The sequence below is a fragment of the Streptomyces sp. NPDC030862 genome, from assembly GCF_055571835.1.
On sequence record NZ_JBVIEN010000011.1, the window covers coordinates 51,556 to 76,554 of the forward strand.

Genomic DNA, 24,999 nt, shown 5'->3' on the forward strand with positions numbered 1-24,999 from the left:
GGGGCGCCTAAGTCGGTGCCGACGGTCGATCGTGCTCGGTTCTCCCCCTGGCCTTCGGCCGGGGGGACCCCCAGTCCCTCGCGAACCTCCGCGCGTTCTTCCTTTCGGCACCGCCGCTCCCCCTACCTTCGGCGGGGGGACCCCCACTTCGGCTCACTCGCCATCGGTGCCTGGGGAGGCTTGCTCATTTGGGGGCGTGCGCGCTCATTCACCATGCCCACCTGCGAAAACAAGGCACCGGGTGCCCATTTTTGTGGCACCCAATGCCGACTTTGCCGTTCTGGGAAAGATTTTTCCCCGAACACTTTGATCGATCATCGATCACGGTCGTACAGTCGTCCGCGGACTTCAACAGAGGTCCGCCTCGCCCTGTCCTGCCAAGACCAAGGGCTCCACACCCCTTCGACTCCGGAAGGCGGCGATTATGACGACCGACCCGAACCGCATCCAGCCGAGCGAGCTCGACCAGCTGCCGGACCGCGACCCCGAGGAGACCGCCGAGTGGCAGGCGTCCCTCGACGCCGTCGCCAAGGCCGCCGGGCCGCACCGTGCCGCGTACCTGATGCGTCGCACCCTGGAGCGCGCCGAGGGCGCCGGTCTCGCGCTGCCGAAGCTGCTCGAAACCGATTACGTCAACACCATCCCGACCGCCGCCGAGGCCGCCTACGGCTTCGACGGCGACGAGGCGATGGAAGCGAAGATCACCGCCTGGAACCGCTGGAACGCGGCCGCCATGGTGTCGCGCGGCGCGAAGTACGGCGTCGGCGGCCACATCGCCACCTTCGCCTCCGCCGCCTGGCTCTACGAGACCGGCTTCAACCACTTCTTCCGCGGCAAGGAGGGCGACGGCTCGGGCGACCAGCTTTACATCCAGGGCCACGCCTCCCCCGGCATCTACGCCCGCGCCTTCCTCGACGGCCGCCTCACCGAGCAGCACCTGGACAACTTCCGCCAGGAGTCCGGCGGCAACGGCCTGCCGTCCTACCCGCACCCGCGGCGCCTGCCCTGGCTGTGGGAGTTCCCGACGGTGTCGATGGGCCTCGGCCCGCTCTCGGCGATCTACCAGGCGCGGTTCAACCGCTACCTGACCAACCGCAACATCAAGGACGTCTCCAACTCCCACGTGTGGGCGTTCCTCGGTGACGGCGAGATGGACGAGCCCGAGTCGACGGCGGCCCTCGCGCTCGCCGCCCGCGAGGAGCTCGACAACCTCACCTTCGTCATCAACTGCAACCTCCAGCGCCTCGACGGCCCGGTCCGCGCGAACTTCAAGATCGTGCAGGAGCTGGAGGCCCAGTTCCGCGGCGCCGGCTGGAACGTCGTGAAGTCGCTGTGGGGCACCGCCTGGGACGAGCTGTTCCAGCTCGACACCACGGGCGCGCTCGTACGCCGCCTGCGCGAGGTACCGGACGCGCAGATCCAGACGTATCAGACGCGTGACGCGGCCTACATCCGCGAGGACTTCTTCGGCAAGGAGCCGGCGCTCGTCGAGATGGCGAAGCTGCTCTCCGACGACAAGATCATCGAGTGCTTCCACCACTCGCGCGGCGGCCACGAGTCCCGCAAGGTCTTCGCCGCGTACAAGGCGGCCCTCTCCCACAAGGGCGCGCCGACCGTGATCCTCGCCCAGACGGTGAAGGGCTTCACCCTCGGCAAGGGCTTCGAGTCCAAGAACGCCAACCACCAGATGAAGAAGCTGTCGGTGGAGGAGTTCAAGGACATGCGGGACCTGCTGGGCCTGCCGATCCCGGACTCCGCGTTCGTCGACGGCCAGGTGCCCTACGGCCACCCTGGCGCCGACTCCCCCGAGGTCCGCTACCTCCAGGAGCGCCGCGCGGCGCTCGGCGGCCCGGCCCCGGCCCGCCGCGTCCACCCGGTCGCGCCGCTGCCGGCCCCGGCCGACAAGGCGTTCGCCGCCTTCGACAAGGGCTCCGGCTCCCAGTCGGTCGCGACGACCATGGCGTTCGTCCGTCTGATGAAGGACCTGATCCGCGACAAGGAGACCGGCAAGCGCTGGGTCCCGATCGTCCCGGACGAGGCCCGTACCTTCGGTATGGAGTCGCTGTTCCCGTCGCTCGGCATCTACTCGCCGAAGGGGCAGACGTACGAGCCGGTCGACCGCGACCAGCTGATGTACTACCGCGAGGCCAAGAACGGCCAGATCCTCAACGAGGGCATCACCGAGGCCGGCTCGATGGCCGACTTCATCGCCGCGTCGACCGCGTACTCCACGCACGGCGAGCCGATGATCCCGTTCTACATCTTCTACTCGATGTTCGGCTGGCAGCGGACCGCCGACCAGATGTGGCAGCTCGGCGACCAGCTCGGCCGCGGCTTCCTCGTCGGCGCCACGGCGGGCCGCACCACCCTGACCGGTGAGGGCCTCCAGCACGCCGACGGCCACTCCCCCGTCATCGCGGCGACCAACCCCGCGGCGTTGACGTACGACCCGGCGTTCGCGTACGAGGTCGCGGTCATCGTCAAGGAGGGTCTGCGCCGGATGTACGGCGAGACCGCGCCGGGCGAGGACCAGAACGTCTTCTACTACCTGACGGTCTACAACGAGCCGATGCCGCAGCCCGCCAAGCCGGAGGGCGTGGACGAGGGCATCATCAAGGGCCTGTACCGGTTCAAGGAGGGCACCGCGCCCGCCGCCGACGCGCCGCGCATCCAGCTGCTGTCGTCGGGCACGGCGATCCACTGGGCCCTGGAGGCGCAGGAGCTGCTCGCCGCCGAGTGGGGCGTGACCGCCGACGTGTGGTCCGCGACCTCGTGGTCCGAGCTGCGGCGCGACGCGCTGGAGGCCGACGCGGCGCTGCTGCGCGGCGAGGAGCGGGTGCCGTACGTCCGCCAGGCGCTGGCCGACGCGCCCGGCCCGGTGCTGGCGGTCACCGACTACATGCGCCAGGTCCCGGACCAGATCGCGCAGTGGGTCGAGCAGGACTACAGCTCGCTCGGCGCCGACGGCTTCGGCCTGTCGGACACGCGTGAGGCGGCGCGCCGCCACTTCGGCGTGGACGCCCCGTCGATCGTGGTCGCGGCCCTGGCCCAGCTGGCCAAGCGCGGCGAGGTCCCGGCCTCGGTCGTGAAGGACGCCCGCGAGCGCTACGGCCTGTAGGTCTCGTGTGCGAGAAGCCCCCCGCTCCGGCGGGGGCTTCTTGCATGATGGGGGCCATGCGCGCTGCCCGGCTGATCAAGATGGTGCTGCTCCTCCAGTCCCGCCCCGTCATGACGGCCGCCGAGCTCGCGCGCGAGCTGGAGGTGTCGGAGCGGACGATCACGCGGGACGCGCTGGCGCTCTCGGAGGCCGGGGTACCCGTGTACGCGGACCGGGGCCGCGCGGGCGGCTACCGGCTGATCGGCGGCTACCGGACGCGGCTGACGGGCCTGGCGCGCAGTGAGGCGGAGGCGCTGTTCCTCTCGGGCGTACCGGGGGCGCTGCGGGACATGGGGCTGGACGACGCGGCGTCGGCGGCCCGGCTGAAGGTGTCGGCGGCGCTGCTGCCGTCGCTGCGGGACGCGCCCGTCTCGGCGGCGCAGCGCTTCCACCTCGACGCGCCGGGCTGGTACCAGGAGCCCGAGACGCCGGAGCTGCTGCCGGCGCTCGCGGAGGCGGTGTGGGACGACCGGCTGGTCTCGGCGCGCTACCGGCGGCGGGACGGCGAAGTGGAGCGGGAGCTGGCGCCGTACGGGCTCGTGCTCAAGGCGGGTGTCTGGTACCTGTGCGCCCGCGCCGAGGACGCCTTCCGCGTGTACCGGGTGGACCGGTTCACGGCCGTGGCGCTCGGTGACGACCGCTTCGTACGGGACGAGGGGTTCGACCTGCCGGGGTTCTGGGAGGAGCGGGCGGCCGAGTTCGCCCGCTCCCTGCTGCGTGCGGAGGTGGTGGTCCGGCTCGGCGCGGCGGGGGCGCGGTGGCTGCCGCGGGTGACGGACCGGGCCGCCGCCCGCGAGGCGCTGGAGGCGGCCGGTCCGCCGGACGCGGAGGGCCGGGTGACGGTCACCCTCCGGGTGGAGTCGGAGGAGGTGGCGTACAGCCAGCTCCTCCAGCTGGGCCCGGAGGCGGAGGTGCTGGAGCCGGCCTCGCTGCGGGAGCTGTTCGCCGAGGCGGCGTCCCGGATGAGGGACCTCTACCGGTAGTCGTCGGCGGTGGCCTGCTTCCCTCCGTGGACGACGTCGATGAAGTACCCCCAGGCGTCCGGCCGCGAGCCGTCCGCGTCGGTGAAGCCGTACACCTTGGCGAGCTGCCCGCTGGACAGGGACTGGCCGGTCCAGCGGTGGCGGTCGGGGTCGGCGGCGAGCGCGGCGACCGCCCGGCCGACGTAGACGGGGGACTCCGCGATGGCGAAGTGCGGGTCCTTCTTCGTCCCCTCGCGCCAGTTGTCCTCGCGTACGCCGAAGGCGTCGAGCATCTCCTCGGAGCGCAGGAAGCCCGGGGTGACCGCCACAGCCGTGCCGCCCACGTCCTTCAGGTCCTCGGAGAGGGCGAAGGCCATACGGATCGGGGTGGTCTTGGCGAGGTCGTAGTAGAAGTTCTCGCGGAAGCGGGGGGTGTTGTACTCGGCCGTTCCGTCGGTCATCTCGACCACCAGGGCGCCCGGGTGCCGGATCAGCAGCGGCAACGCGCAGCTGCTGGTGATGGCGTGGCTGCGGATGCCGAGGTCCAGCATGCGCAGGCCGGCTTCCAGGTCCGTGTCCCACATCTTGACGCCGAACTTCAGCAGGTGGTCGCCGCCCCAGAGGCTGTTGACCAGGACGTCGAGCCGGCCGTGCTCCTCGTCGATGCGCGCGACCAGCGCCCGGACCTCGTCGGGTACGAGGTGGTCGGTCGGTACGGCGATGCCCTCGCCCCCGGCCTCGGTGACCAGCTCGGCGGTCTGCTCGATGGTCTCGCCGGCCCGGCCGACCTCGCTCACCTTCGTACGGGTGGTGCGGCCGGTGACGTACACGGTGGCGCCCGCGGCGCCGAGGGCGACGGCGATGGCCCGGCCCGCGCCGCGCGTGGCGCCCGCGACGAGGGCGATCCTCCCGGCGAGCGGCTTGTCGTTGCTCTGCTGTGTCTTCGTCTTGGTCATACGACGACGGTGACAGCGAAAGGCGACACCTGCTGTCCGGATTCTTTTCGGCCGTTCCTTTCGGCCGTTCGGCGTGCGCCGCCGTCCGCCACCCAGGATGCTGGTCCCGTGATGGACGAGACGGAGTTCTGGGAGATCATCGACACCACTCGCGAGGCCGCCGAGGGCGACCCCGAGGACCACGCCGAGCTGCTGGTGGAGAGACTGCTGCAGCTCGACCCCGACTCCGTGCTGGACTTCGCCCGGCACTTCGAGGCGCGGTACAACCGCGCCTACACCTGGGACCTGTGGGGTGCGGCCGCCGTGCTGCTGGGCGGCGCGAGCGACGACGCCTTCGACTACTTCCGCTGCTGGCTGATCGGCCAGGGCCGGGAGGTGTTCGAGGGCGCGGTGCACGACCCGGACGCGCTCGCCGAGCTCCTCGACGAGTTCGACGAGGAGATCGACGGGGACGGCGAGGAGCTGGGGTACGCGGCGGACGAGGCGTACGAGCAGTTGACCGGGACCGTCGCGCCGGACCTGGGCATCCCGCCCCAGCCGCCGGAGCCGGAGGGCACACCGTTCGACTTCGACGACGACGCGGCGCTGGAGGAGCGGTTCCCCCGGCTCTGGGAGCGCTTCGGCGGCCTGTGACCCAGGAGTCCGGCGGTCAGAAGTGGGTGCCGCCGTCGATGCGGATCTCGGTGCCGGTGATGAAGGCCCCGTCCTCGGAGCCGAGCATCGCGACGACCCCGGCGACGGTCTCCGGGCCGGCGAAGCCCTGCCCGATGGCCGGGGCCAGCTTGGCGAAGAGGCTCATGTCGGCGTCCTCGGGCAGGCCGGGCCCGGTGCCGGTGGTCATGCCGGAGGCGATGGAGCCGGGCGCGACGCACACCGCGCGCAGGCCCTGCTTGCTGTACTCGCTCGCGATGGCGTGGGTCATCGACTGGATGCCGCCCTTGGAGGCCGCGTACGCCGCCATGTAGGGGTGGGCGAAGCTCGCCGAGGTGGACGAGAAGTTGACGATGACCGGGCGGTCGCCGTCGAGCAGGGCCGGGAGGGCCTCGCGGATCACCAGGAAGGTGCCGGTGAGGTTGACCGCGATGATCCGCTCGAAGAGGTCGAGCGTCGTCTTGTGGGTGTGCTCGGAGCGCAGGATCCCGGCGGCGTTGACCAGCACGTCCAGCCCGCCGAGCGTCCCGGTCGCGGCGGCGACCCCGGCGCGTACGGCGGCTTCGTCGGAGACGTCCAGGAGGGCGGTGGTGAGCCGGTCCGCGGCGGAGGCCGCGGCGGCCTGTGCGTACGTCTCCTTCAGCCCGGTCTCGTCGACGTCCACGGCGAAGACCCGGCCGCCCTCGGCGAGTATCCGGTGGACGGTGGCCCGGCCGATGCCGGAGCCGGCGCCCGTGACGAGGACGCGGCGGTTCTCATAGCGCTGCACCATGGCGTCACGGTACGCCTGGGTGGCACGTTTTGCCATCAGTCCTCATGGCTCCGGCGGTGGGGGCGGCCCGACGTACGCTGAACCCCGATGAGCACCAAGCCCGCCTCGCTGACCGAGCGCCGCAAGGCCGCGACCCAGATGGACATCGCCCGCGCGGCGGCGGAGCTCTTCGCCGAGCGCGGCCCGGACGGCACCACGGCCGAGGAGATCGCCCACCGGGCGGGGGTCGCGCTGCGCACCTTCTACCGGTACTTCCGCAACAAGCAGGACGCCGTCGCCCCGCTCCTCGCCGGTGGCGCCGACCGCTGGCGCGCCCGCCTCGCGGCGGCCGAGCCCGGCGCCGTACCCCTGCGGGAGGCGCTGGAGCGGTCGATCACCGAGGCCCTGTCCGTACCGGACGGGTCGGCGGCCGAGGGCCTGCGCTGGACGCGCGGGCTGCTGCGGGCGGCCGCCGGGGACCCGGCGCTGCGGGCGGTCTGGTACCGCGCGAACCAGGAGTCGGAGCAGCGGCTGCGGCCGGTGCTGGCCGCGCTGGCGGGCGAGGGCGCGGACCCGCTGGAGGTGCGGCTGGCGGCGGCCGCGGCGACGGACGCCATCCGGGTGGCGCTGGAGGCGTGGGCGGAGACGGACGCGCCCCCGCAGGAGGCGGCCGCGCTCGCGGCGCGCTGCCTGCGCGAGCTGACCGGCGGGATGCGGCTGTTCAGTCCCCGCTGAGCAGGCCGCGCCCCATGAGGACGTCGTCGACGTACCGCCCGTCCAGGTGGAACTCGCCCGGCAGGACCCCTTCGACGGCGAAGCCCTCCGCCTCGTACAGCCGGCGCGCGGGCGTGTTGTGGCCCAGGACGCGCAGTGTCATGCGGGTGGCGCCCTGGCGGCGCGCCTCGTCGCACGCCGCGCGCAGCAGCGCCCGGCCGACCCCGGCGCCGCGCGCCCACGCGGCGACGGCGAGGCCCTGGACCTGCCGCACGTGCGCGTTGCAGGCGAGGCGGGTGGGCGGCACGATCCGTATGTATCCGGCCAGGCGGCCGTCGTCCGCCTCGGCGACCAGGTAGTCGTCGGGGCGGTGGTGGGAGTCGAAGAAGGGGTCGTACGGCGGCTGCGGCCTCGGCACCACGGCGTGCAGCGGCGACCAGACGGCCCGGTCCAGCTCGCCGAGCGGCCCGGCGTCGGCCGGACGGGCGGTACGGATGCGCAGGGGCGTACGCGCGTACGAGTCGGTCATGGCGGTCACTGTGCCATGCGGCCCCCTCGGGGCAGGATGTGCCCATGCGTATCGCCATCACCGGCTCCACGGGCCTCATCGGCTCCGCCCTCCTCCGCTCCCTGCGCGCGGACGGCCACGACGTCGTCCGCCTCGTCCGGCGCCCGGCGCGCGCCGGCGACGAGGTGGAGTGGGACCCCCGGCGCCAGTACGTCGACGCGGCGGGCCTCGTCGGCTGCGACGCCGTCGTCCACCTGGCGGGCGCGGGCGTCGGCGAGCGCCGCTGGACGGAGGCGTACAAGCGCGAGATCCGCGACAGCCGGGTCCTCGGTACGGCGGCGATCGCGGAGGCCGTCGCCTCCCTGGACGCCCCGCCCCGGGTCCTGCTGTGCGGTACGGCGCTCGGCTACTACGGGGACACCGGCACGCGCGCGGTGGACGAGTCGGCGCCCGCGGGCGACGGTTTCCTGCCGTCCGTCTGCGTCGCGTGGGAGGAGGCCGCGGCGGCGGCCGAGGAGGCGGGCATCCGCGTCGCCTACGCCCGGACCGGCCTGGTCGTCGCCCGCGAGGGCGGCGCGTGGGGCCGCCTCTTCCCGCTGTTCCGCGCGGGGCTCGGCGGCCGGCTGGGCTCGGGCCGGCAGTACTGGAGCTTCATCTCCCTGCACGACGAGGTGGCGGCCCTGCGGCACATCCTGGACACCGAGTCCCTCTCCGGCCCGGTGAACCTGACGGCCCCGGACCCCGTCACCAACCGCGAGGTCGCCTCCGCGATGTCCCGCGTCCTGCGCCGCCCGGCCTTCCTCCACGTCCCGTCCCCGGCCCTGCGCCTCGCCCTCGGCGACTTCGCGGCGGACGTCCTCGGCAGCCAGCGCGTCCTGCCGGGCCGCCTCCTGGAGTCGGGCTTCCGCTTCGCCTTCCCGACGATCGACGGCGCGATCGCGGCGGCGTGAGCACCAAACCGGCGCGACCGGCGTGTACCCGGTGCCCGCGAGGCGGCGCGGGGCCGTTCCCTGCTCGCCCGTGACCCACGGGCAAGCCCTGCCGCGCCTCCGCCCTTCCCCCGAGCACCAAAGGCGAGTGAGCCGAAGGGGCGCGGCGGTGTCGAAAGGGAGAACGCGCGGAGGTTCCGAGGAACGAGGAACCGAGCACGATCGACCGTCGACACCGCCTTAGGCGCCCCGGTGGGGGTCCCCCCGGCGAAGCCAGGGGGAGAACCGAGCCCTCAAAACAAAGAACGCCCGTGCGACCCCCGTGCACCGGTGAACCCCCGTGCGCGCGACTGACCGGTAGGTGCCGGGACTCCTACGCTCGGGCCGACTCGGGCATTCCGTCGCCCCGTTGAGGGCATGAGCCCCCCACGCACCGAACCGCCACCCCGGGGAGGGACACGTGCTCAAGCAGGAGCAGCACGCGGACGTCGTGATCGTAGGAGCCGGGCTTGCGGGTCTGGCCGCGGCTCATCAGCTGGTCAGGGCAGGACTGACGGTCAGTGTCCTGGAGGCCGCCCCTCGGGTCGGCGGACGGATGGGTACCGAGGACGTCGACGGGTTCCGGCTCGACCGGATCGGGCCGCTGCTCAGTACGGCCTGTCCGGAGCTGCGCCGGGTGCCGGGCCTCGACGCCGCGGCGCTGCGGGCGTTCCGGCCGGGGGTCGTGGTGCACAGCGACGGCAGGCTGCACCGGATGGCGTCGGCCCGTCCGGGCGAGGCCCGCGCCGTGGAGCTCCGCACCGCCGAGCTCGGCGACGCGGGGAGCGCGAGGGGCGGGGCGCTCACGCGGGCGCGGGCCCTTGCGCACGCGCCCCGCACGCTGGACCAGGCCCGGCTGGGCGCGGCGCTGGGGCGGCTGGCGACGACGCCGACCGCGCGGCTGCTGGCCCGGCGGGAACTGTCGGCGGCGCTGGCCCCGGGAGCGGGCGCGGCGGGGCGCGGGCTGCCACCGCGTACCGTCAACCGGTTCCTGCGGCCGCTGCTGTCGGCGCTGCTCGGCGACCCGGACCTCACCACGACCTCCAGCCGCGCCGCCGACCTCGCGCTGCGCGGCTTCGCGCGCGGGCGGCTGTGCGTGCCGGCGGGCGGGGCCGCGACGCTGCCGGAGCGCCTGGCGACGGCGCTGCCGACGGGCACGGTGAAGACGGGCGTCCACGTCAAGGACGTGTCGATCAACCGGGTCGTCACCGCCGAGCACGGGGAGCTGGCGTGCCGTTCGCTGCTGGTGGCCACCGGCGCCCGCGCCGCCGCTGAGCTGCTGCCGGGGCTGCGCGTGCCGGACTTCCACCCGGTGACGGTGGTGCACCACACGGCGCCCGCGCCCCCGGTGACCGAGCCGGCGGCGCTGCTGCTCGACGCGGACCGCACGGGCCCGGTCGCGTACACCGCCGTCATGAGCGAGGTCGATCCGTCGCGGGCGCCGCAGGGCCGGGTGCTGGTCTCCTCGACGGTGCTCGGCGCGCCGCCGGACGGCCTGGAGGAGCGGGTGCTCCGGCAGCTGGCGGGGCTGTACGGGGTGGGCACGGCGGACTGGGAGCTGCTGGCGGTGCACCACGATCCGGAGGCCGTTGTGGCCATGCCGCCTCCGCACGATCCGCGCCGGCCGGTACGGCTGCTGGCGGGGCTGTACGTCTGCGGCGACCACCGGGACTCGGGCACCGTGCAGGGGGCCCTGTCGTCGGGCCGCCGCGCCGCCCAGGCGGTGCTGCGGGACCTGGGTGTCCCCGGTGACCGGCCGGGGGACGACCGGGTGACGGAGGAGAGCCGCGCGGCCGCGTGACCCCGTCGGGGGCCGGGCTCAGAGGTTCACGGCGCCTCAGAGGCCCATGGCGCCGACCCGGTCGCGGTAGGTGCGTACGGCCACGGCGTCCTTGTACGGCTCCAGGCGGCGTTCGAAGTCGCGTACGTACTCGACGGCGCGGGCGGAGCGGATCTCCGACGCCTGCTGGGCGGCCTCCGCGCCCAGTGCGCACGCGTGGTCGAGTTCGCCGAGGCCGAGCCGGGAGGTGGCGAGGACGACGCGGCAGAAGAGGCGGCTGCGGGCGAAGGCGGGGGCGCGCAGCTGGAGGGCGCGCTCCGCGTGCTGGACGGCGGCGCGGTACTGCTGGAGGTCCCGGTGGCAGTGCGCGGCGTCGTCGGCGAGCTCCGCCTCGTCGAAGAACCGCGCCCAGTACGGGACGTCGTCGCCGGGTCTGGCCCCTTCGAGCGCCCGCTCGGCGCGCACGAGCGCGGCGGTGCAGGCCCGGACCTCGCCGAGGACGGCGTGGCCCCGGGCCTCGACGGCGTGCAGCAGCGCCTGGACGACGGGCGGCGCGGCGGAGCCGACGCCCTGCTGGGCCACGCGCGCGAGCTGCACGGCCTCGCGCCCGTGGCCGAGGTAGACGGCCTGGCGGCTCATGGTGATCAGGACGTATGAGCCGTACGCGCGGTCGCCGGCGGCCTGGGAGAGCCGCAGCGCCTGCACGAAGTACCGCTGGGCGAGCCCGTGGGCGGCGATGTCGTACGAGGTCCAGCCGGCGAGCCGGGTGAGGTCGGCGGCCGCGGCGAACAGTCTTCGCCCGACGGTCTCGCCGTAGACGCCGCGCAGCATGGGTTCGGCCTCGTGCTCCAGGTAACGGACGAGGGCCTGGCGGGCGTGGCCGCCGCCGTACGCGTGGTCGAGGCTGCGGAAGAGCTCGCCGACGGAGCGCAGGGCGGCGACGTCGCCGCCGGTGACGCGCTGGCCGGGGGTCCTGTCGGTGGTGCGCTGGCGGGGCACGGAGGCGCGCCCCTGGGCGGGTACGCGGGGCTCGGGGGCCTGGGCCTGCGGGGGCTCACCGCGGGCGACGCGCTCGTCGGCGCGGCCGATGAGCCAGTCGCGGCTGGGGACGACGAGCCCGGCCGGGGTGAAGGCGATCTTGCGGAGCTCGGCGTGGCTGCCGGAGTCCTTGCGCCACAGGCCGCTGACGATGTCGACGGCCTCCTCGGGCGTGGCCGCGAACTCCAGCCCGGCGTACACGGGCGCGCAGGCGTCGAGCCCGAGGTCCTGGGCGGACAGCCGTCGCCCCAGGCGCCGGGTGAACACCTCGGCGATCAGCGCGGGGGTGGTGCCGCGCGGCTGCTGGCCGCGCAGCCAGCGGGTGACCGAGGTCTTGTCGTACCGCAGGTCGAGGCCGTGTTCGAGCCCGAGCTGGTCGACCCGTCGGGCCAGACCCGCGTTGGAGAAGCCGGCCTCGGCGATGAGGGCGGCGAGCTGCCGGTTGGGGGTGCGCTGCGGGGGGCGATCCGTCATCAGGTGTGCGGTCTCCTGCCTTGCCTTACGGGCGGGGTGCCGACTCCCCCTTGAAACACGAAACGGCGGAACGGCGCGAATTTAACTGCCCAGGACGTCCGTACCGCCACCTTCGCCCCACATTCATCCGATCGTGTGAGGATTGGGCCCGGCACTGACGCCTGACCGTCCGGAAGGCGGGCCGAACGACCTGCCCGACCGCGACGACGGGTGCCGCCGTACAGTGGCGAGGGCGCGATCCGCACACGAGAGGGAGGCGTACGCCGTGAGTGAGCTGCGATTCGTCCATCTGGGGTTCGGCGAGGAAGCCGTCGAGTACCAGAAGGCGTGGGACAAGCAGCGTGAGATCCACGCCGCTCGCTTCGCGGACGAGATCCCGGACACCTGCCTGCTGCTGGAGCACCCGCCCGTCTACACCGCGGGGCGGCGCACGGCCGAGAACGAGCGCCCCCTGGACGGGACGCCGGTCGTCGACGTGGACCGCGGCGGCAAGATCACCTGGCACGGCCCCGGTCAGCTCGTCGGTTACCCGATCATGAAGCTCCCGCGCCCGGTGGACGTGGTGGCGCACGTACGCCGCCTGGAAGAGGCGCTGATCCGCACGGCGGCCGAGTTCGGCGTGGAGACCACCCGGGTCGAGGGCCGCAGCGGTGTGTGGGTACTGGGCGACCCGGTGGAGCAGCGCCCCGCGCTCGGCGGGCTCTCGCTGGACTTCGACCCCCGGCTGCAGGACGACGAGTTCGACCCGCGCCTGAACGGCCCGGAGTACGCCCCGTCCAACGCCGGCCAGCGCCGCGAGGACCGCAAGCTGGCGGCGATCGGCATCCGGGTCGCCAAGGGCGTGACGATGCACGGCTTCGCCTTGAACGTGAACCCGGACAACACCTGGTTCGACCGGATCGTGCCGTGCGGCATCCGTGACGCGGGGGTCACGTCGCTGGCGCAGGAGCTGGGCCGGGACGTGACGCTCGCGGACGTCCTGCCGGTGGCGGAGAAGCACCTGCGGGACGTGCTGGAGAACGCGGAGCCGAAGCCGCGCGCGGTGGAGAAGACGGCCGCCGCCTAGGGGTCGACCGGGCGGGAATGCCGTGCACTGGCCAAAGGGTTGGCCCGACGTAACGACAACCGCAACGAGGCCGCACTTTTATCGGGCGTACCCTGGTGTTCGCCGAGGAATCGAAGCCGTAGGAGCCAGCCGTGTCCGCAGTCGCACCCGACGGACGCAAGATGCTGCGCCTGGAGGTCCGGAACAGCCAGACCCCCATCGAGCGCAAGCCCGAGTGGATCAAGACCCGGGCGAAGATGGGCCCCGAGTACAACCAGCTCCAGAAGCTCGTCAAGAGCGAGGGACTGCACACGGTCTGCCAGGAGGCGGGCTGTCCGAACATCTTCGAGTGCTGGGAGGACCGCGAGGCGACCTTCCTCATCGGCGGTGACCAGTGCACCCGGCGCTGCGACTTCTGCCAGATCGACACGGGCAAGCCGCAGGCGCTGGACCGTGACGAGCCGCGCCGCGTGGGCGAGTCGGTCGTCGCGATGGACCTGAACTACGCCACCATCACCGGCGTCGCGCGCGACGACCTGGAGGACGGCGGCGCCTGGCTGTACGCGGAGACCGTGCGCCAGATCCACGCGCAGACGGCGGACCGCGCGGCCGGCCGCACCAAGGTCGAGCTGCTGATCCCCGACTTCAACGCCGAGCCCGACCAGCTGGCCGAGGTCTTCTCCGCCCGCCCCGAGGTGCTGGCGCACAACGTCGAGACCGTGCCGCGGATCTTCAAGCGCATCCGCCCCGGCTTCCGTTACGAGCGCTCGCTGCAGGTGATCACCGAGGCCCGCGCGGCCGGCCTGGTCACCAAGTCCAACCTGATCCTCGGCATGGGCGAGACCCGCGAGGAGGTCAGCGAGGCGCTGCAGGACCTGTACGACGCGGGCTGCGAGCTCATCACCATCACCCAGTACCTGCGCCCCTCGGTGCGCCACCACCCGGTGGAGCGGTGGGTGAAGCCGCAGGAGTTCGTGGAGCTGAAGGAGGAGGCCGACGAGATCGGCTACTCCGGCGTGATGTCGGGCCCGCTGGTCCGCTCCTCGTACCGCGCCGGGCGCCTGTTCCAGCAGGCGATGGAGCGCCGGAGCGAAGCCGCCGCCTGAACACGCCCGCGCGCCGGCGGCGTGTGAATCCGCGCACAAGCGACGACCGGCGGATGACCGGCCGGTGACGGCCGATTCGACGCGGCCCGTACGTCCCCGCAGGTCGGGGCAGGTACGGGCCGCGTCGGCGTTCTCCGGGGCGGGCGCGGCGGGGCCCGGGCGCGGCGTGAACGTTTCATCGCTGTTTGACCGGCTCGCCATGCCTTGGTAACACCAGTCTGTGATGCTGTTCGTACGCACCGCACACAGCAGTCACCCATGCTCCCGCCGAACCCGCTCCCGAGGGGGGACCCACACCATGGCCCACGAGGTACGCGAGGTACGAGCCCACGCGTTCCCGTCCATCTCGTCCATCCCGCCGATCCCGGCCGTCCCGTCGGTCACCGGCGCCCTGCGGACCCTGGAGGCGCTGCTGCTCGGCGCGGGCCAGCGCACGGCCCGCCGCAACGCCTGGACGTCGGTCCTGGAGGACCGCCGCCGGGCGCGCGACCGGGTCGAGGCCGAGCACGTACTGGAGGCGGTGTCGGGCCGCACTTCCTCCGCCACGTAAACTTCACAGCATGGCGAGGAAGGCAAACTCAGACAGCGCTGACGCCGCTGCGAACCCCGGGCGACTGAAGCAGATCGCCCTGACGTACAAGATGACCCGAAAGGCCGATCCGAAGGTCGGGCTTGTCGTCGCGGGCGTGGGGATCGTCGTCTTCGGCGTCCTCCTCGCGATCGGCTTCCTGATCGGCCACCCGGTCTACCTCGGGATCCTCGGCTTCCTGCTGGCCTTCCTCGCGATGGCGATCGTCTTCGGGCGGCGCGCCGAGCGGGCGGCCTTCGGGCAGATGGAGGGCCAGCCGGGCGCGGCGGCCGCCGTCCTGCAGAACGTGGGCCGCGGCTGGACGCACACCCCGGCGGTGGCGATGAACCGCAACCAGGACGTGGTCCACCGGGCGGTCGGCAAGGCGGGCATCGTCCTGGTCGGCGAGGGCAATCCGAACCGGCTGCGGCCGCTGCTCGCGGCCGAGAAGAAGCGGATGGCCCGTGTCGTCGACGTCCCCGTGCACGACGTCATCGTCGGCACCGGCGAGGGCCAGGTGCCGCTGAAGAAGCTGCGCGTGACCCTGCTGAAGCTGCCGCGGGTGCTCACGGGTCCGCAGGTGACGCAGGCCAACGACCGGCTGCGCGCGCTCGGGGACCTGATGAGCAACATGCCGCTGCCGAAGGGCCCGATGCCCAAGGGCATGCGGATGCCGCGCGGCGGCCGGATGCGCTAGCCGACCTGTGAAGAGGGGCCCCACCGCCGGCGGTGGGGCCCCTCTTCGTATCCGTTCAGTCAGCTTTTGACCTGCACGGCGCGGGAGAGCCGGTCGTGCAGTCCGCGCCCGTCGCGGTCCCAGATCAGCGCGGGGATCGCGAGGCAGAGCAGCATGCTGCGCAGCCACACGCGGAGGAACGGGAGCCGCTCGCCGTCGACGGAGATGACGCGCAGACCGAGGAGACGCTTGCCCGGGGTGCTGCCGACGGTACCGACGGTGAGCACGCTGAGGACGAAGAGGACCACGACGGCCCAGTTACCGGCCCTGGTCTGGTCACCGGGCGCGATCAGCCCGTATGCGATCACGAGGCACAGGGTCCAGTCGATGAAGAGGGCGCCGAAGCGCCGCCCGAGCGGGGCGATGGAGCCCGGCCCCTCCTGCGGCAGGCCGAGGCGTTCACCCCGGTAGCCGAAGTCCGCGCCCATCTCCTCGGCGGCCGCGCGCGGTCCGGAGAGCCACGATCCGATTGCTTGCCTGTTGTCCACGCGACCACGGTACTGTGCCCGCTTTCGATCACTTCGACCCGGGTCCTTGACGTGTTACGCGCGCGTCCGCTGGTTAACTTTCCCGAAACAAATGGGTCATGCCCGAGAAATCCCGGGTACCTAGGGTCGGAACCAGCGTGTGCCACCGCACTGGCCCCACGACCGAGCTGCAACCCCGCCCCTCCCTGGGTGGGAGTAGGAGGAGTTGGATGTTCCAGAACGCCGACGAAGCCCAGAAGTTCATCAAGGACAACGACATCAAGATGGTCGACGTCCGGTTCTGTGACCTTCCGGGTGTGATGCAGCACTTCACGATCCCGGCGACGGCGTTCGACCCGGCCGAGGAGCTCGCGTTCGACGGCTCGTCGATCCGCGGCTTCCAGGCCATCCACGAGTCGGACATGGCGCTGCGCGCCGACCTGTCCACGGCGCGGGTGGACCCCTTCCGCCGCGACAAGACGCTGAACATCAACTTCTTCATCCACGACCCGATCACGGGCGAGCAGTACAGCCGCGACCCGCGCAACATCGCCAAGAAGGCGGAGGCGTACCTCGCCTCCACCGGCATCGCGGACACGGCGTACTTCGGCCCGGAGGCGGAGTTCTACGTCTTCGACTCGGTCCGCTTCGAGACCTCGGCGAACCAGGGCTTCTACCACATCGACTCGGAGGCCGGCGCCTGGAACACCGGTGCCCTCGAGGACAACCGCGGCTACAAGGTCCGCTATAAGGGCGGCTACTTCCCGGCCCCGCCGGTCGACCACTTCGCCGACCTGCGCGCCGAGATCTCCCTGGAGCTGGAGAAGTCCGGTCTCCAGGTCGAGCGCCAGCACCACGAGGTGGGCACCGCCGGCCAGGCCGAGATCAACTACAAGTTCAACACGCTGCTGGCCGCCGCCGACGACCTGATGCTCTTCAAGTACATCGTGAAGAACGTCGCCTGGCGCAACGGCAAGACCGCGACCTTCATGCCGAAGCCGATCTTCGGTGACAACGGCTCCGGCATGCACGTCCACCAGTCGCTGTGGAGCAACGGCGACCCGCTCTTCTACGACGAGCAGGGCTACGCGGGCCTCTCGGACACCGCCCGCTACTACATCGGCGGCATCCTCAAGCACGCCCCGTCGCTGCTGGCCTTCACCAACCCGACGGTGAACTCCTACCACCGCCTGGTCCCGGGCTTCGAGGCCCCGGTGAACCTCGTCTACTCGCAGCGCAACCGCTCCGCCGCGATGCGCATCCCGATCACGGGCTCCAACCCGAAGGCCAAGCGCGTCGAGTTCCGCGCCCCGGACCCGTCGTCCAACCCGTACCTGGCCTTCTCGGCCCTGCTGCTGGCGGGCCTCGACGGCATCAAGAACAAGATCGAGCCGGCCGAGCCGATCGACAAGGACCTCTACGAGCTCGCCCCCGAGGAGCACGCGGGCGTCCCGCAGGTCCCGACGGACCTCGCGTCGGTGCTGAACGCGCTGGAGGAGGACAACGAGTACCTCCAGGCGGGTGGCGTCTTCACGTCCGACCTGATCGAGACGTGGATCGACTACAAGCGCACGAAGGAGATCGCCCCGATCCAGCTGCGCCCGCACCCGCACGAGTTCGAGCTGTACTTCGACCTCTAAGCCGAGGGTTCCGCCGACTCGCACGGGAGCAGGCGGAGGCCAGGCAAAGCGGTGAAGGCCGCCACCCCATGGGTGGCGGCCTTCACCTTTCTGCGCAAACAGGATTCTCCAGCGCGAATCCCAGCGCGTCCAGAACTTCCTTTGACGAGTCAGCTCCGAACCGGAGCATGCCCGCCCGGTCAGGCCGTCAGCGCCTGTTGGTCGTTGCACCCCACTCCCATTGAGGACATCGTGTACGCTACGGCCAGATACCGGTCCGCGGAGATCCGGATGCCAGCAGAAGTATGTGAGCCCGGTACCCACAGAAGCTGTGCAAGGGTGTGGAGCACCCACTCCGCAAGGCAGTCAATTGAGTGTGGTCTCACTAGGTATGTGACCCTGATGCGCTGGCCGGGCAGCGGTGAGGTGAAGCATGCCCGCAAGCCGACGCAAGGCAACGGCCCGCACTCGTGCGCTTTACACAGGCGAGAAGCTTGATGCAGCACGATCCGGAATTGCCCGAGATAACTCCCTGGGACTGGACGAATGCCGTCCCGAGCAGTGCGAATTCCGAGCCCTGCTGGCGCTCGGCTATCTGAATCGGGGCCTCTACTACGACGGCCCGGCCGGGTGGGACCTTTCCGTCCTCTCTTCGTACACCCTCACGGTCTCCCCTCGCTTCGAGCGCGTAGTGCTCATCACCGATGTGCCCGATAACGTGGCCGGTCGCCTACTTCGCGGCCCCGTCGGAGGGAGTGGGCTGCCTGGGTTGCGCCTCGAGCAACACCGCGGTCAGGGAAGCTACGTCATGCGGCATCTGCCCACTGACGCACAGCTCGTGATTACGAACAACCGATCCGGGACACCTACCGGTGGACGAACCGAGACCTACGTCAACTGCCTCACCACAGACGTCCCGCTCACTTCCGACGAAGAGGAGCAGCTAGCCCGCGTTCCCCGCATGTCTGAGGAGGCCCGTCGCCTCTTGGCCGGCATCTTGTGCCGGGCCACCACTAGTGATCCTCACCGCAAGTGGGCAATCGGCAACTGGTTCTATGACCCTCTGCAGCGCCCAGGCTGGCGTGAGAACGCCTGCCCTCCTGGTTACCGAAGGCTCCACGGATCCGGTGATTGCTGGGAATTGGAATGGGAATCGCATCCCCATCCGAGTGATCTAGTCGCGGCAATGACTGATCCGGTCATTGGTATTCCCGGCGCCGAATCGGTGCCGACAGCTGACGACCCGACTATCGCTCTCGGAAACGCCACGCTCCGTCTTCACTCGCGACATACCTAGCCAGCCGCACGTCATTCACTCCTCTGCGCTGCCGACGGGCGGATGCCCTCGACAGGGTTTCCCGCCACGCTCTCGCCGGCTAGCGCCGGGTCTGGCTCCAGGAGAGCTCCAGGAGAGTCGGGGGGCGGCGTTCCCTCGGGCCCCGGCACCCGAGGGAGCCGCACAAGGACGTGGTTCATCCCACTGCGTCGACCAGGCCCATGACCTGAAGTGCCAGCCGGGTGGCGCGAGGTATCGACATGCCCAGAGGCACCGCAGAGACGGAGGCCGCGCTATGAAGTGGGACGAGGTGGCCCTCGTCATCCTGGCCGTGTTCGGCTGCGTCACGCTGCTGCTGACGCAGATCAGCGACGTGCTGTCGAGGCTGCCGCAGATCATCCGCGCGTGGCGGCAGGTACGGCACGAACTGAACGGTGGCACCGGTCCCGGTTCGCGGGACCACTCGGCGACGCACGGAGGGGGGCGAGACGAAGGCTGACGTGGGCCGCGGCTCACGCGGACAGCGCGCGCTCCAGTGGGGTGCGGAAGCGGGGGGTGATGCGCGTGCCGTTGAGCCAGGTGTGGAGGCGGGCCGCTTCCGTCTCGATGGCGGAGGTCGCCTCGCGGCCCGGGTCCGTGAGGAGGCGCCAGGTCGGTTCGCCGGTCGGGCGTTGGGTCCAGGCGCCGATGACGCGGCCGTTCCACCAGATGGTGGGGCCGATGTTGCCGCTGCGGTCGAAGAGCTCGGGGCGGTGGGCCGGGTCGAGGTACCAGTCGCGGTGCTGCCAGCCCATGGGGGTGGGGTCGAGGGCCGGGAGGAAGGCCGCCCAGGGGGGCGGGGGGTCGGTGGGGGACGTGTCGTCGGGCAGCACGTGGCCGGTCGTGCCGTCGTCGAGGTCGGCCTCGACCGCTTCGACGGCCTTGAGGGCCTTGCGGACGTCCGTGACCTTCCAGCCCGTCCACCACTTGAGGTCCGCCTCCGTCGCCGGGCCGTACGCCTTCAGCCACCGGCGGACGAGCGCGGCCTGGGCCTCGGCGGGTGGGAGGTCCGGCAGCGCGGGGGCGATCGCCCAGCGGAACTGGCTGGAGGTCCAGGAGCCCAGTGGGCGGGAGCGGACGACGCGGTTTTCGGTGCCGAGGAGCCGCAGGACGCGCGTGGTGACGCTCTGCTTGGTCTCGTACCTGGTGCCGGGGGCGTACACGAACTGTTCGCGCAGGCGGGGTTCTTCGGCGGCGAGTTCCGCGGCGGTGGCCTCGCCGAAGCGGGCCAGGGCCGCGAGGGTGGACTCCTCGACGTCCGCCAGCCACGCCTCGTCGAGGGAGCTGCCCGCCGTCAGCTGCTTGAGGAGGGTGGCCCGCTCGCGGGCGGCGACCGCGTGCGTGGTGGACGACTGGACGACCGGCGCGAGGTCCGTGGGCACCACGAAGACCGTGTGGCGCATGCCGTGCATACGGACCAGGGTGCGGTCCTCGTACAGCGCCCGCTCCATGGCGGCCACCGGGCCGGCCGGGTCGGCGAGCCGGGCGCCCACCGCCAGGTACACGGTGGCCGGGTCCGTGCCGTGCAGGGCGGTGAGTGAGCGCGCCACCTCCTCGGCCGTGGCCGCGCGGGCGGCGGGCGCCAGGTGGTGGCGTACGGCGAGACGCCGGCGGCGCTCCTCGGCGGTCATACGGGGGCGGGTGCTCGTCATGTGGGAGTCCTCAGCCGGGCGGGAGCGTGGGCCCGCCGCCCCGGGAGGGGCGGCGGGTGAGGGATTCAGCGGCCGGAGCGGATCAGGGTGCGCACCATGCGGCAGGTGGCGTCGGACGGGGCGTGCATGTCGAGGCGCGCCGCCGTGCTGCGTATCGTGTCGTCGTCGGCCTTGGACGGGTGGTAGACGCCCGAGTCCAGCAGGGCGATCGCCAGGCGCATGGCCTTGAGGCGGCGGTTGTGGGAGACGTACCACTCGCGGGGCCGGCCCGCCGGCAGTGGCTTCTTCTGCAGAGGCTTCCAGGGTTCGAGGGGCAGTGTCCGGACCGTGGCGACAGCCATCGGCGACCTCCTGGTACGCGGTGTGGGGGCCCTCCCCCGGGCCCTCACGAACTACCTGAATTTTACCGGCCACCACTGACAACCGGCCCTGGCCGACGAGGCTTCGCAGGCGGCTCCGCCGGGGTTCTGGGCAGTACGGCGGGTACGGTGACGGGCATGGAGATCTGGATCAATCCGGCCTGTTCCAAGTGCCGTGGCGCCCTGAAGCTGCTCGACGAGGAGGGCGCCGAGTACACCGTCCGCCGCTACCTGGAGGACGTGCCCTCCGCGGACGAGATCCGTGACGTACTGGACCGGCTCGGCCTGGAGCCGTGGGACATCACCCGAACCCAGGAGGCCGCCGCCAAGGAGCTCGGCCTGAAGGAGTGGCCGCGCGACGCCGGTGCGCGTGAGCGCTGGATCACGGCGCTGGTGGAGCACCCGAAGCTGATCCAGCGGCCGATCATCACGGCAGACGACGGCACGGCGGTGGTGGGCCGCACCGACGAGGCGGTGCGCGAGGCGATCAGCCGTTCCTGAGGGGCGGTTGAGCAGATTCCGCTTGCTACTCGTACGTAGGGGCACACACGGAACCGATCCGGCCGCCGCTTCCCCGTGCGGCCGGGGACAGGAGCCCCCCACGTGTCACGCGGAAAGACCCTCAGCGGGAAGAAGAAGCTCGCCCTCCTCATCGGCGCGGTCGTGATGACCGGCGGTACGGCGGTGGTGATGACCGGGACCAGCCAGGCGTCCGTCGCCTGTGACGGGCTCGCGACCGCGCTGGGCAACAACGAGCAGTTCATCGCCGGTCAGCGCGCCAACCCCGACGCCCAGTCGGAGGCCCGGATCGCCAACCGGCTGGCGGTGATCGAGGAGATCAAGCGCAAGCAGGCCGCCTCCGGGTGCGAGGTGGGTCAGGGCAGCGCCGCTGCAGGCAAGGGTGGTGCCGGTGGTGCCCAGGCGGGCGGCCAGGCCCCGGGTGCCGGGGCCGGTGCCGGGGCCGGAGCCGGAGCAGGTGCGGGTGCCGGGCAGGGCGGCCAGCAGGGTGGCGGTGGTGCCGTCGGCGAGGTCGTCTGCGCCGGGTCCACGGTGACCCTGTCCGGCGAGGGCGGCGCCCCCGCCGCCTCCAGCAACCAGTTCCCCCTCGGCACCAAGCTCAAGGTGACCAACCTCGACAACGGCAAGTCCACCACCGTCGAGGTCACCGCGCCCTCCGGCAGCTGCGCCCTGCTGAACAACGCCGCGTTCGAGCAGGTCCGCGAGCCCGGCAAGTTCCTGATCCGCAAGGCCCGGATCGAACGCGTGGGCTGACGAAAGCCCGAGCCGCGTCTCCGCCCGCGGTGTTACCTTGCGGAGGCCGGCCGCGGGACTCCGGTGCGACTTCCGGGACTTGCCTATGAAGCAATGATTCAGCTGTTCGCACCCTCATTCCCCGGCCGGCACCGACGTTCGCAGCCGCCAGTACAGCAGTCCCGGGGGGGGGAGAGACGATGGCGGAGACCCTCTCCGACCTCATCGCGGCCGAGGACGTGCTGCTCTTCGTCAACGCCGCCGTGACGGCGACGGGCCAGCGCGAGTTCCGGTCGGACGCACAGGAGCAGCGCCTGTCGCTGTCCTTCCTCCACGCGTACGTACGGGTCAACTACCGGCCCCTGTACGCCGCCACGCTCGCCCTCGACATCAACGACCACAACGCCGCGCTCATCATCGAGGCGCTGCTCCGCACAGCGGCCGAAGCAGGCGCGGCCGAAGCAGGCGCGGCCGAAGCGGGCGGCGCCGAAGCCAAGCGCACCGAGGGGCGGCTCATCGCGGCCCGGCTGGCCACCCTCCCTCCCCCGCGCGTGTACCGCCTCTTCCGCGCCCTGCGCGCCGCCAGGGTCAACAACCGCCGCACGCGTGCGCTCATACGCGACTGGCTGGCGGCCCGCCCCGACCCGGCGTACGACGCGGTGAAGTACCGCACCGGGATGAAGACGGCCGCCCGCCACGCGCATGCCCCGCTGCCGGGCGACGAGGTGGGGAGGTTCCTGTTCGCGTCCCGCGGCCACGTGGGGTACGACCACGCCCTCCTGGACGCGCACCGCCGCGCCCACTACGAGCAGGCGGCGGTCTACGAACTGCCCTTCACCGTCGCCGAGGGCTTCGCCGCCCGGCACGGCATCCCGCGCGAGGTCTTCCTGGAGCGCATCGCGCCCCGGATGACCCGTCTGGAGCGGCTGCGCACCCAGCGCACCGGCCCGGCCGCGGACCTCACCGCCATGCCGCTGACCCGGCTCGCGCTGTACGCGCTGTCGCTCGGCGTCGAGGAGCGGGTGGCGCGGCGCGCGGAGCTGACGGGCGCGCTGCGCGCCGCGGCGCGCCGGGCGGCGGGGCCGTACGCCGGTACGTGGGGGCGCGTGGCGGCGGTCCTCGACGACAGCTACTCCGCTTCCGGCTCCGGCGAGAAGCGGCGCCGCCCGCTCGCCGTGGCACTGGGCTGCCACTTCCTGCTGGAGGTACTGGCGACGGCGTACACGCCCCTGTGGACCTCGGGCGGCACGGACGCCCTCCTCGTACGCCCCTGGGGGCCGACGCCGCTCGGTACGCGGATCCTCGACGCGCTGGAGGCGGAGCCGCAGCGGCTCGTGATCGTCTCGGACGGGTGGGACAACGCGCCGCCCGGGCTGGCCGGCGAGGTGTTGCGGGTCTGGCGCACCCGGCTCGACCCGGAGCGGCGTACCAGCGTGGTGCACCTGAACCCGGTGTACGACGCCGAGGGCTTCGACGTGCGGCGCCTCGCGCCAAGCGTGCCGACGGCCGGGATCCGGGACGCGGAGGACCTGCCCGCCCTGGTGGAGGTGGCGCAGTTCGCGGAGGGGCGCACGGGGCTCGCGGAGCTGCGGGCGTACTTCGACCGGCGGGTGGAGCTGTTCCTGGAGGGTGTGTCGTGACCCGGATCGATCTGGCGGGCCTGACCGCCCGGCCCGCGCAGGTGTGGGGCGGCATCCGCCTCGTACCGCTGGTGCGGGCCGAGCCGCTGGAGGGGCTGCGCCTGCACCGGCGGGTCTACGGCGGGTACGGCGTGGTCGACGTCGGCCCCCGTACCGAGTACGTGTCGTACATCCCGCACGGTCTCGTGGCGGACTGGTCCGGTGGCAAGGGGCAGCCGGCCGAGTCGGCGGCGTACGGGACCCGGCTCGGCGCGTACGACGGCGGGGGCGAGCCGCCCTGCGGCGTCCCCGTCCGGGTCCACCACCGCCTGGTCAAGGGGGAGCGGCGCACGGGGCGGGTCCGCTTCCTGCCGCTGCACCTCGCCCTGGAGGGGTACCTGGCGCTGCACTTCGGCGGCCCGTCCATCGTGTGGGACGAGTGGTCCCGGCAGGCGGTACGCCAGGGTCTGTCGCCGCGCGCGGAGGACGCGTACGCCGGGCGGCGGGTGCGCGGGCTCGGCGAGGCGCTGCGCGTCTTCGAGATCCATCCGGGCCAGTGCGGGGTGATGGTGTACGCGGCGGACGCACTGGCCGCCGCCTTCGTCGTCCCGCACCCGGACGACTACCGCGCCCTGCATCCGTCGCTCATCGAGGACCTGTACGGCGAGACGGTGTACCAGTACGCCCTGTACGGTGCGCCGGTCCCGGAGTTCACCGCGCGCATCCCCGACACCGCCGCCCCGCGCACACTCGCCGGTCTGCGGGCGGCGGCGCGGGCGCAGGAGCGGGCGTGGACGGAGGCGCACGACGGGCTCATGGCGCGCGACCTGCTGCAGACCCCGTACGCCTTCGAGCGGGTGCGGCGGATGGGTCCGTACGCGCTGTACCGGTTCCTGCCGCCGTTCGTGCGGGGCGGCGGGGCGGAGCAGCACATCGGCGAGCTGATCACCGACCACAAGGGGCGGACGGCCTATCTGAAGACGTTCCGGCTGTCGGAGAACCAGGTCCGGCGCGGTTACCTGCTGCGGCGGCTGGCGGACTGCGACTGGCACCTGGGGCGTACGGCGGAGGCCCTCGGCACCGGATACGCCGAGCTCGTGGCCCGGATCCGGGCCGCCGGGTTCGGTTCGTTGCTCAACGCACACGCCGTCGCACAGGGTGTGAAGAACGAGGGGTCATAAGGGGGCGTCCCGGAGCATTACGGAAAAGCTGAGTAACACGGGGTTCACAATCGGGACACCGTCGGGAAATCCCGTGTTGTCAAGCTTCCCGGAGCGCGACACCCGCTGCACCCGAAGGATGA

The 24,999-nt window shown here is 72.2% G+C and carries 23 protein-coding genes; 16 read left to right on the forward strand and 7 right to left on the reverse strand.

Features of this window, described 5'->3' with window-relative positions; translation table 11 throughout:
• The first annotated feature begins 424 nt into the window (after positions 1 to 424).
• Positions 425 to 3,118, forward strand: coding sequence for a pyruvate dehydrogenase (acetyl-transferring), homodimeric type (gene aceE / locus ACZ42X_RS27430; RefSeq protein WP_361414371.1), 2,694 nt, complete (start codon positions 425 to 427; stop codon positions 3,116 to 3,118).
• A 56-nt stretch (positions 3,119 to 3,174) separates the two neighbouring features.
• A complete protein-coding gene (locus ACZ42X_RS27435; RefSeq protein WP_468295317.1) occupies positions 3,175 to 4,140 on the forward strand; it encodes a helix-turn-helix transcriptional regulator in 966 nt (321 codons plus the stop codon).
• On the opposite strand, the gene ACZ42X_RS27440 is transcribed toward ACZ42X_RS27435, so the two are convergent.
• Positions 4,131 to 5,075 carry an SDR family oxidoreductase gene (locus tag ACZ42X_RS27440; protein ID WP_468295319.1) on the reverse strand — a complete coding sequence of 315 codons (945 nt, stop codon included), beginning with the start codon at positions 5,073 to 5,075 and terminating at the stop codon, positions 4,131 to 4,133. The genes ACZ42X_RS27435 and ACZ42X_RS27440 overlap by 10 nt on opposite strands.
• A 111-nt stretch (positions 5,076 to 5,186) precedes the next feature.
• Between ACZ42X_RS27440 and ACZ42X_RS27445 the strand changes: the two genes are divergently transcribed.
• Positions 5,187 to 5,708, forward strand: coding sequence for a DUF4240 domain-containing protein (locus ACZ42X_RS27445; RefSeq protein ID WP_468295924.1), 522 nt, complete (start codon positions 5,187 to 5,189; stop codon positions 5,706 to 5,708).
• Between the two features lie 16 nt (positions 5,709 to 5,724).
• On the opposite strand, the gene ACZ42X_RS27450 is transcribed toward ACZ42X_RS27445, so the two are convergent.
• Positions 5,725 to 6,498: an SDR family NAD(P)-dependent oxidoreductase gene (locus ACZ42X_RS27450; protein WP_468295322.1), complete on the reverse strand. Its 774-nt coding sequence runs from the start codon at positions 6,496 to 6,498 to the stop codon at positions 5,725 to 5,727.
• An 87-nt stretch (positions 6,499 to 6,585) separates the two neighbouring features.
• Between ACZ42X_RS27450 and ACZ42X_RS27455 the strand changes: the two genes are divergently transcribed.
• Positions 6,586 to 7,212 (forward strand): TetR family transcriptional regulator, encoded by a 627-nt coding sequence (locus ACZ42X_RS27455; protein ID WP_468295325.1) that lies wholly within the window; start codon positions 6,586 to 6,588, stop codon positions 7,210 to 7,212.
• Here the strand turns inward: ACZ42X_RS27455 and ACZ42X_RS27460 are convergent.
• Complete coding sequence (locus tag ACZ42X_RS27460) at positions 7,199 to 7,720, reverse strand: GNAT family N-acetyltransferase (protein ID WP_468295328.1); 522 nt, start codon at positions 7,718 to 7,720, stop codon at positions 7,199 to 7,201. The genes ACZ42X_RS27455 and ACZ42X_RS27460 overlap by 14 nt on opposite strands.
• Before the next feature lie 44 nt (positions 7,721 to 7,764).
• Between ACZ42X_RS27460 and ACZ42X_RS27465 the strand changes: the two genes are divergently transcribed.
• Complete coding sequence (locus ACZ42X_RS27465; RefSeq protein WP_468295331.1) at positions 7,765 to 8,649, forward strand: TIGR01777 family oxidoreductase; 885 nt, start codon at positions 7,765 to 7,767, stop codon at positions 8,647 to 8,649.
• A 439-nt stretch (positions 8,650 to 9,088) separates the two neighbouring features.
• Entirely contained in the window at positions 9,089 to 10,468 is a 1,380-nt protein-coding gene (locus ACZ42X_RS27470) for an NAD(P)/FAD-dependent oxidoreductase (RefSeq protein ID WP_468295333.1), read from the forward strand.
• 36 nt (positions 10,469 to 10,504) lie between these two features.
• Here the strand turns inward: ACZ42X_RS27470 and ACZ42X_RS27475 are convergent, their stop codons facing one another.
• A complete protein-coding gene (locus ACZ42X_RS27475; RefSeq protein ID WP_361414359.1) occupies positions 10,505 to 11,959 on the reverse strand; it encodes a regulator in 1,455 nt (484 codons plus the stop codon).
• 265 nt (positions 11,960 to 12,224) lie between these two features.
• On the opposite strand from ACZ42X_RS27475, the gene lipB reads away from it, so the two are divergent.
• The 4 genes from lipB (at position 12,225) to ACZ42X_RS27495 (ending at position 15,375) form a co-directional block, all read left to right on the forward strand.
• A complete protein-coding gene (gene lipB, locus ACZ42X_RS27480) occupies positions 12,225 to 13,025 on the forward strand; it encodes a lipoyl(octanoyl) transferase LipB (protein ID WP_468295336.1) in 801 nt (266 codons plus the stop codon).
• A 131-nt stretch (positions 13,026 to 13,156) separates the two neighbouring features.
• Positions 13,157 to 14,110, forward strand: a complete 954-nt coding sequence (gene lipA / locus ACZ42X_RS27485; RefSeq protein ID WP_361414355.1) for a lipoyl synthase — start codon at positions 13,157 to 13,159, stop codon at positions 14,108 to 14,110.
• A gap of 298 nt (positions 14,111 to 14,408) precedes the next feature.
• The gene (locus tag ACZ42X_RS27490) at positions 14,409 to 14,660 is read left to right on the forward strand and encodes an SCO2195 family GlnR-regulated protein (protein WP_468295339.1); all 252 of its coding nucleotides are present in this window, start codon (positions 14,409 to 14,411) and stop codon (positions 14,658 to 14,660) included.
• A gap of 10 nt (positions 14,661 to 14,670) precedes the next feature.
• Complete coding sequence (locus ACZ42X_RS27495) at positions 14,671 to 15,375, forward strand: DUF4191 domain-containing protein (protein WP_468295341.1); 705 nt, start codon at positions 14,671 to 14,673, stop codon at positions 15,373 to 15,375.
• Between the two features lie 59 nt (positions 15,376 to 15,434).
• Here the strand turns inward: ACZ42X_RS27495 and ACZ42X_RS27500 are convergent, their stop codons facing one another.
• Positions 15,435 to 15,902, reverse strand: coding sequence for an RDD family protein (locus ACZ42X_RS27500; RefSeq protein WP_468295343.1), 468 nt, complete (start codon positions 15,900 to 15,902; stop codon positions 15,435 to 15,437).
• 209 nt (positions 15,903 to 16,111) lie between these two features.
• On the opposite strand from ACZ42X_RS27500, the gene glnA reads away from it, so the two are divergent.
• Together glnA and ACZ42X_RS27510 are read left to right on the forward strand one after the other, a co-directional pair.
• A complete protein-coding gene (gene glnA, locus ACZ42X_RS27505) occupies positions 16,112 to 17,521 on the forward strand; it encodes a type I glutamate--ammonia ligase (RefSeq protein WP_468295345.1) in 1,410 nt (469 codons plus the stop codon).
• Between the two features lie 1,550 nt (positions 17,522 to 19,071).
• On the forward strand, positions 19,072 to 19,275 hold the full coding sequence (locus tag ACZ42X_RS27510) for a hypothetical protein (RefSeq protein WP_468295348.1): 204 nt from the start codon (positions 19,072 to 19,074) through the stop codon (positions 19,273 to 19,275).
• 13 nt (positions 19,276 to 19,288) lie between these two features.
• Here ACZ42X_RS27510 and ACZ42X_RS27515 read toward each other — a convergent pair whose 3' ends face one another.
• Both ACZ42X_RS27515 and ACZ42X_RS27520 read right to left on the reverse strand, forming a co-directional pair.
• A complete protein-coding gene (locus tag ACZ42X_RS27515) occupies positions 19,289 to 20,467 on the reverse strand; it encodes a winged helix DNA-binding domain-containing protein (protein ID WP_468295350.1) in 1,179 nt (392 codons plus the stop codon).
• A gap of 65 nt (positions 20,468 to 20,532) precedes the next feature.
• Entirely contained in the window at positions 20,533 to 20,808 is a 276-nt protein-coding gene (locus tag ACZ42X_RS27520; protein ID WP_468295353.1) for a hypothetical protein, read from the reverse strand.
• A 156-nt stretch (positions 20,809 to 20,964) separates the two neighbouring features.
• Here ACZ42X_RS27520 and ACZ42X_RS27525 point away from each other — a divergent pair, with 156 nt between their 5' ends.
• The 4 genes from ACZ42X_RS27525 (at position 20,965) to ACZ42X_RS27540 (ending at position 24,877) form a co-directional block, all read left to right on the forward strand.
• Complete coding sequence (locus tag ACZ42X_RS27525; RefSeq protein ID WP_361414342.1) at positions 20,965 to 21,327, forward strand: arsenate reductase family protein; 363 nt, start codon at positions 20,965 to 20,967, stop codon at positions 21,325 to 21,327.
• Between the two features lie 102 nt (positions 21,328 to 21,429).
• On the forward strand, positions 21,430 to 22,098 hold the full coding sequence (locus ACZ42X_RS27530) for an RlpA-like double-psi beta-barrel domain-containing protein (RefSeq protein WP_468295356.1): 669 nt from the start codon (positions 21,430 to 21,432) through the stop codon (positions 22,096 to 22,098).
• Between the two features lie 179 nt (positions 22,099 to 22,277).
• Positions 22,278 to 23,717, forward strand: coding sequence for a hypothetical protein (locus ACZ42X_RS27535; protein WP_468295359.1), 1,440 nt, complete (start codon positions 22,278 to 22,280; stop codon positions 23,715 to 23,717).
• Positions 23,714 to 24,877, forward strand: coding sequence for an ARPP-2 domain-containing protein (locus ACZ42X_RS27540; RefSeq protein WP_468295362.1), 1,164 nt, complete (start codon positions 23,714 to 23,716; stop codon positions 24,875 to 24,877). Before ACZ42X_RS27535 ends, ACZ42X_RS27540 begins: the two co-directional genes overlap by 4 nt.
• Positions 24,878 to 24,999: the final 122 nt, after the last annotated feature.

Bases quoted from the DNA above. Each gene is read 5' to 3' on its own strand.
- aceE (WP_361414371.1), top strand. From the start codon at position 425: ATGACGACCGACCCGAACCGCATCCAGCCGAGCGAGCTCGACCAGCTG.
- ACZ42X_RS27435 (WP_468295317.1), top strand. From the start codon at position 3,175: ATGCGCGCTGCCCGGCTGATCAAGATGGTGCTGCTCCTCCAGTCCCGC.
- ACZ42X_RS27440 (WP_468295319.1), bottom strand. From the start codon at position 5,075: ATGACCAAGACGAAGACACAGCAGAGCAACGACAAGCCGCTCGCCGGG.
- ACZ42X_RS27445 (WP_468295924.1), top strand. From the start codon at position 5,187: ATGGACGAGACGGAGTTCTGGGAGATCATCGACACCACTCGCGAGGCC.
- ACZ42X_RS27450 (WP_468295322.1), bottom strand. From the start codon at position 6,498: ATGGTGCAGCGCTATGAGAACCGCCGCGTCCTCGTCACGGGCGCCGGC.
- ACZ42X_RS27455 (WP_468295325.1), top strand. From the start codon at position 6,586: ATGAGCACCAAGCCCGCCTCGCTGACCGAGCGCCGCAAGGCCGCGACC.
- ACZ42X_RS27460 (WP_468295328.1), bottom strand. From the start codon at position 7,720: ATGACCGACTCGTACGCGCGTACGCCCCTGCGCATCCGTACCGCCCGT.
- ACZ42X_RS27465 (WP_468295331.1), top strand. From the start codon at position 7,765: ATGCGTATCGCCATCACCGGCTCCACGGGCCTCATCGGCTCCGCCCTC.
- ACZ42X_RS27475 (WP_361414359.1), bottom strand. From the start codon at position 11,959: ATGACGGATCGCCCCCCGCAGCGCACCCCCAACCGGCAGCTCGCCGCC.
- ACZ42X_RS27490 (WP_468295339.1), top strand. From the start codon at position 14,409: ATGGCCCACGAGGTACGCGAGGTACGAGCCCACGCGTTCCCGTCCATC.
- ACZ42X_RS27495 (WP_468295341.1), top strand. From the start codon at position 14,671: ATGGCGAGGAAGGCAAACTCAGACAGCGCTGACGCCGCTGCGAACCCC.
- glnA (WP_468295345.1), top strand. From the start codon at position 16,112: ATGTTCCAGAACGCCGACGAAGCCCAGAAGTTCATCAAGGACAACGAC.
- ACZ42X_RS27510 (WP_468295348.1), top strand. From the start codon at position 19,072: ATGAAGTGGGACGAGGTGGCCCTCGTCATCCTGGCCGTGTTCGGCTGC.
- ACZ42X_RS27515 (WP_468295350.1), bottom strand. From the start codon at position 20,467: ATGACGAGCACCCGCCCCCGTATGACCGCCGAGGAGCGCCGCCGGCGT.
- ACZ42X_RS27520 (WP_468295353.1), bottom strand. From the start codon at position 20,808: ATGGCTGTCGCCACGGTCCGGACACTGCCCCTCGAACCCTGGAAGCCT.
- ACZ42X_RS27525 (WP_361414342.1), top strand. From the start codon at position 20,965: ATGGAGATCTGGATCAATCCGGCCTGTTCCAAGTGCCGTGGCGCCCTG.
- ACZ42X_RS27535 (WP_468295359.1), top strand. From the start codon at position 22,278: ATGGCGGAGACCCTCTCCGACCTCATCGCGGCCGAGGACGTGCTGCTC.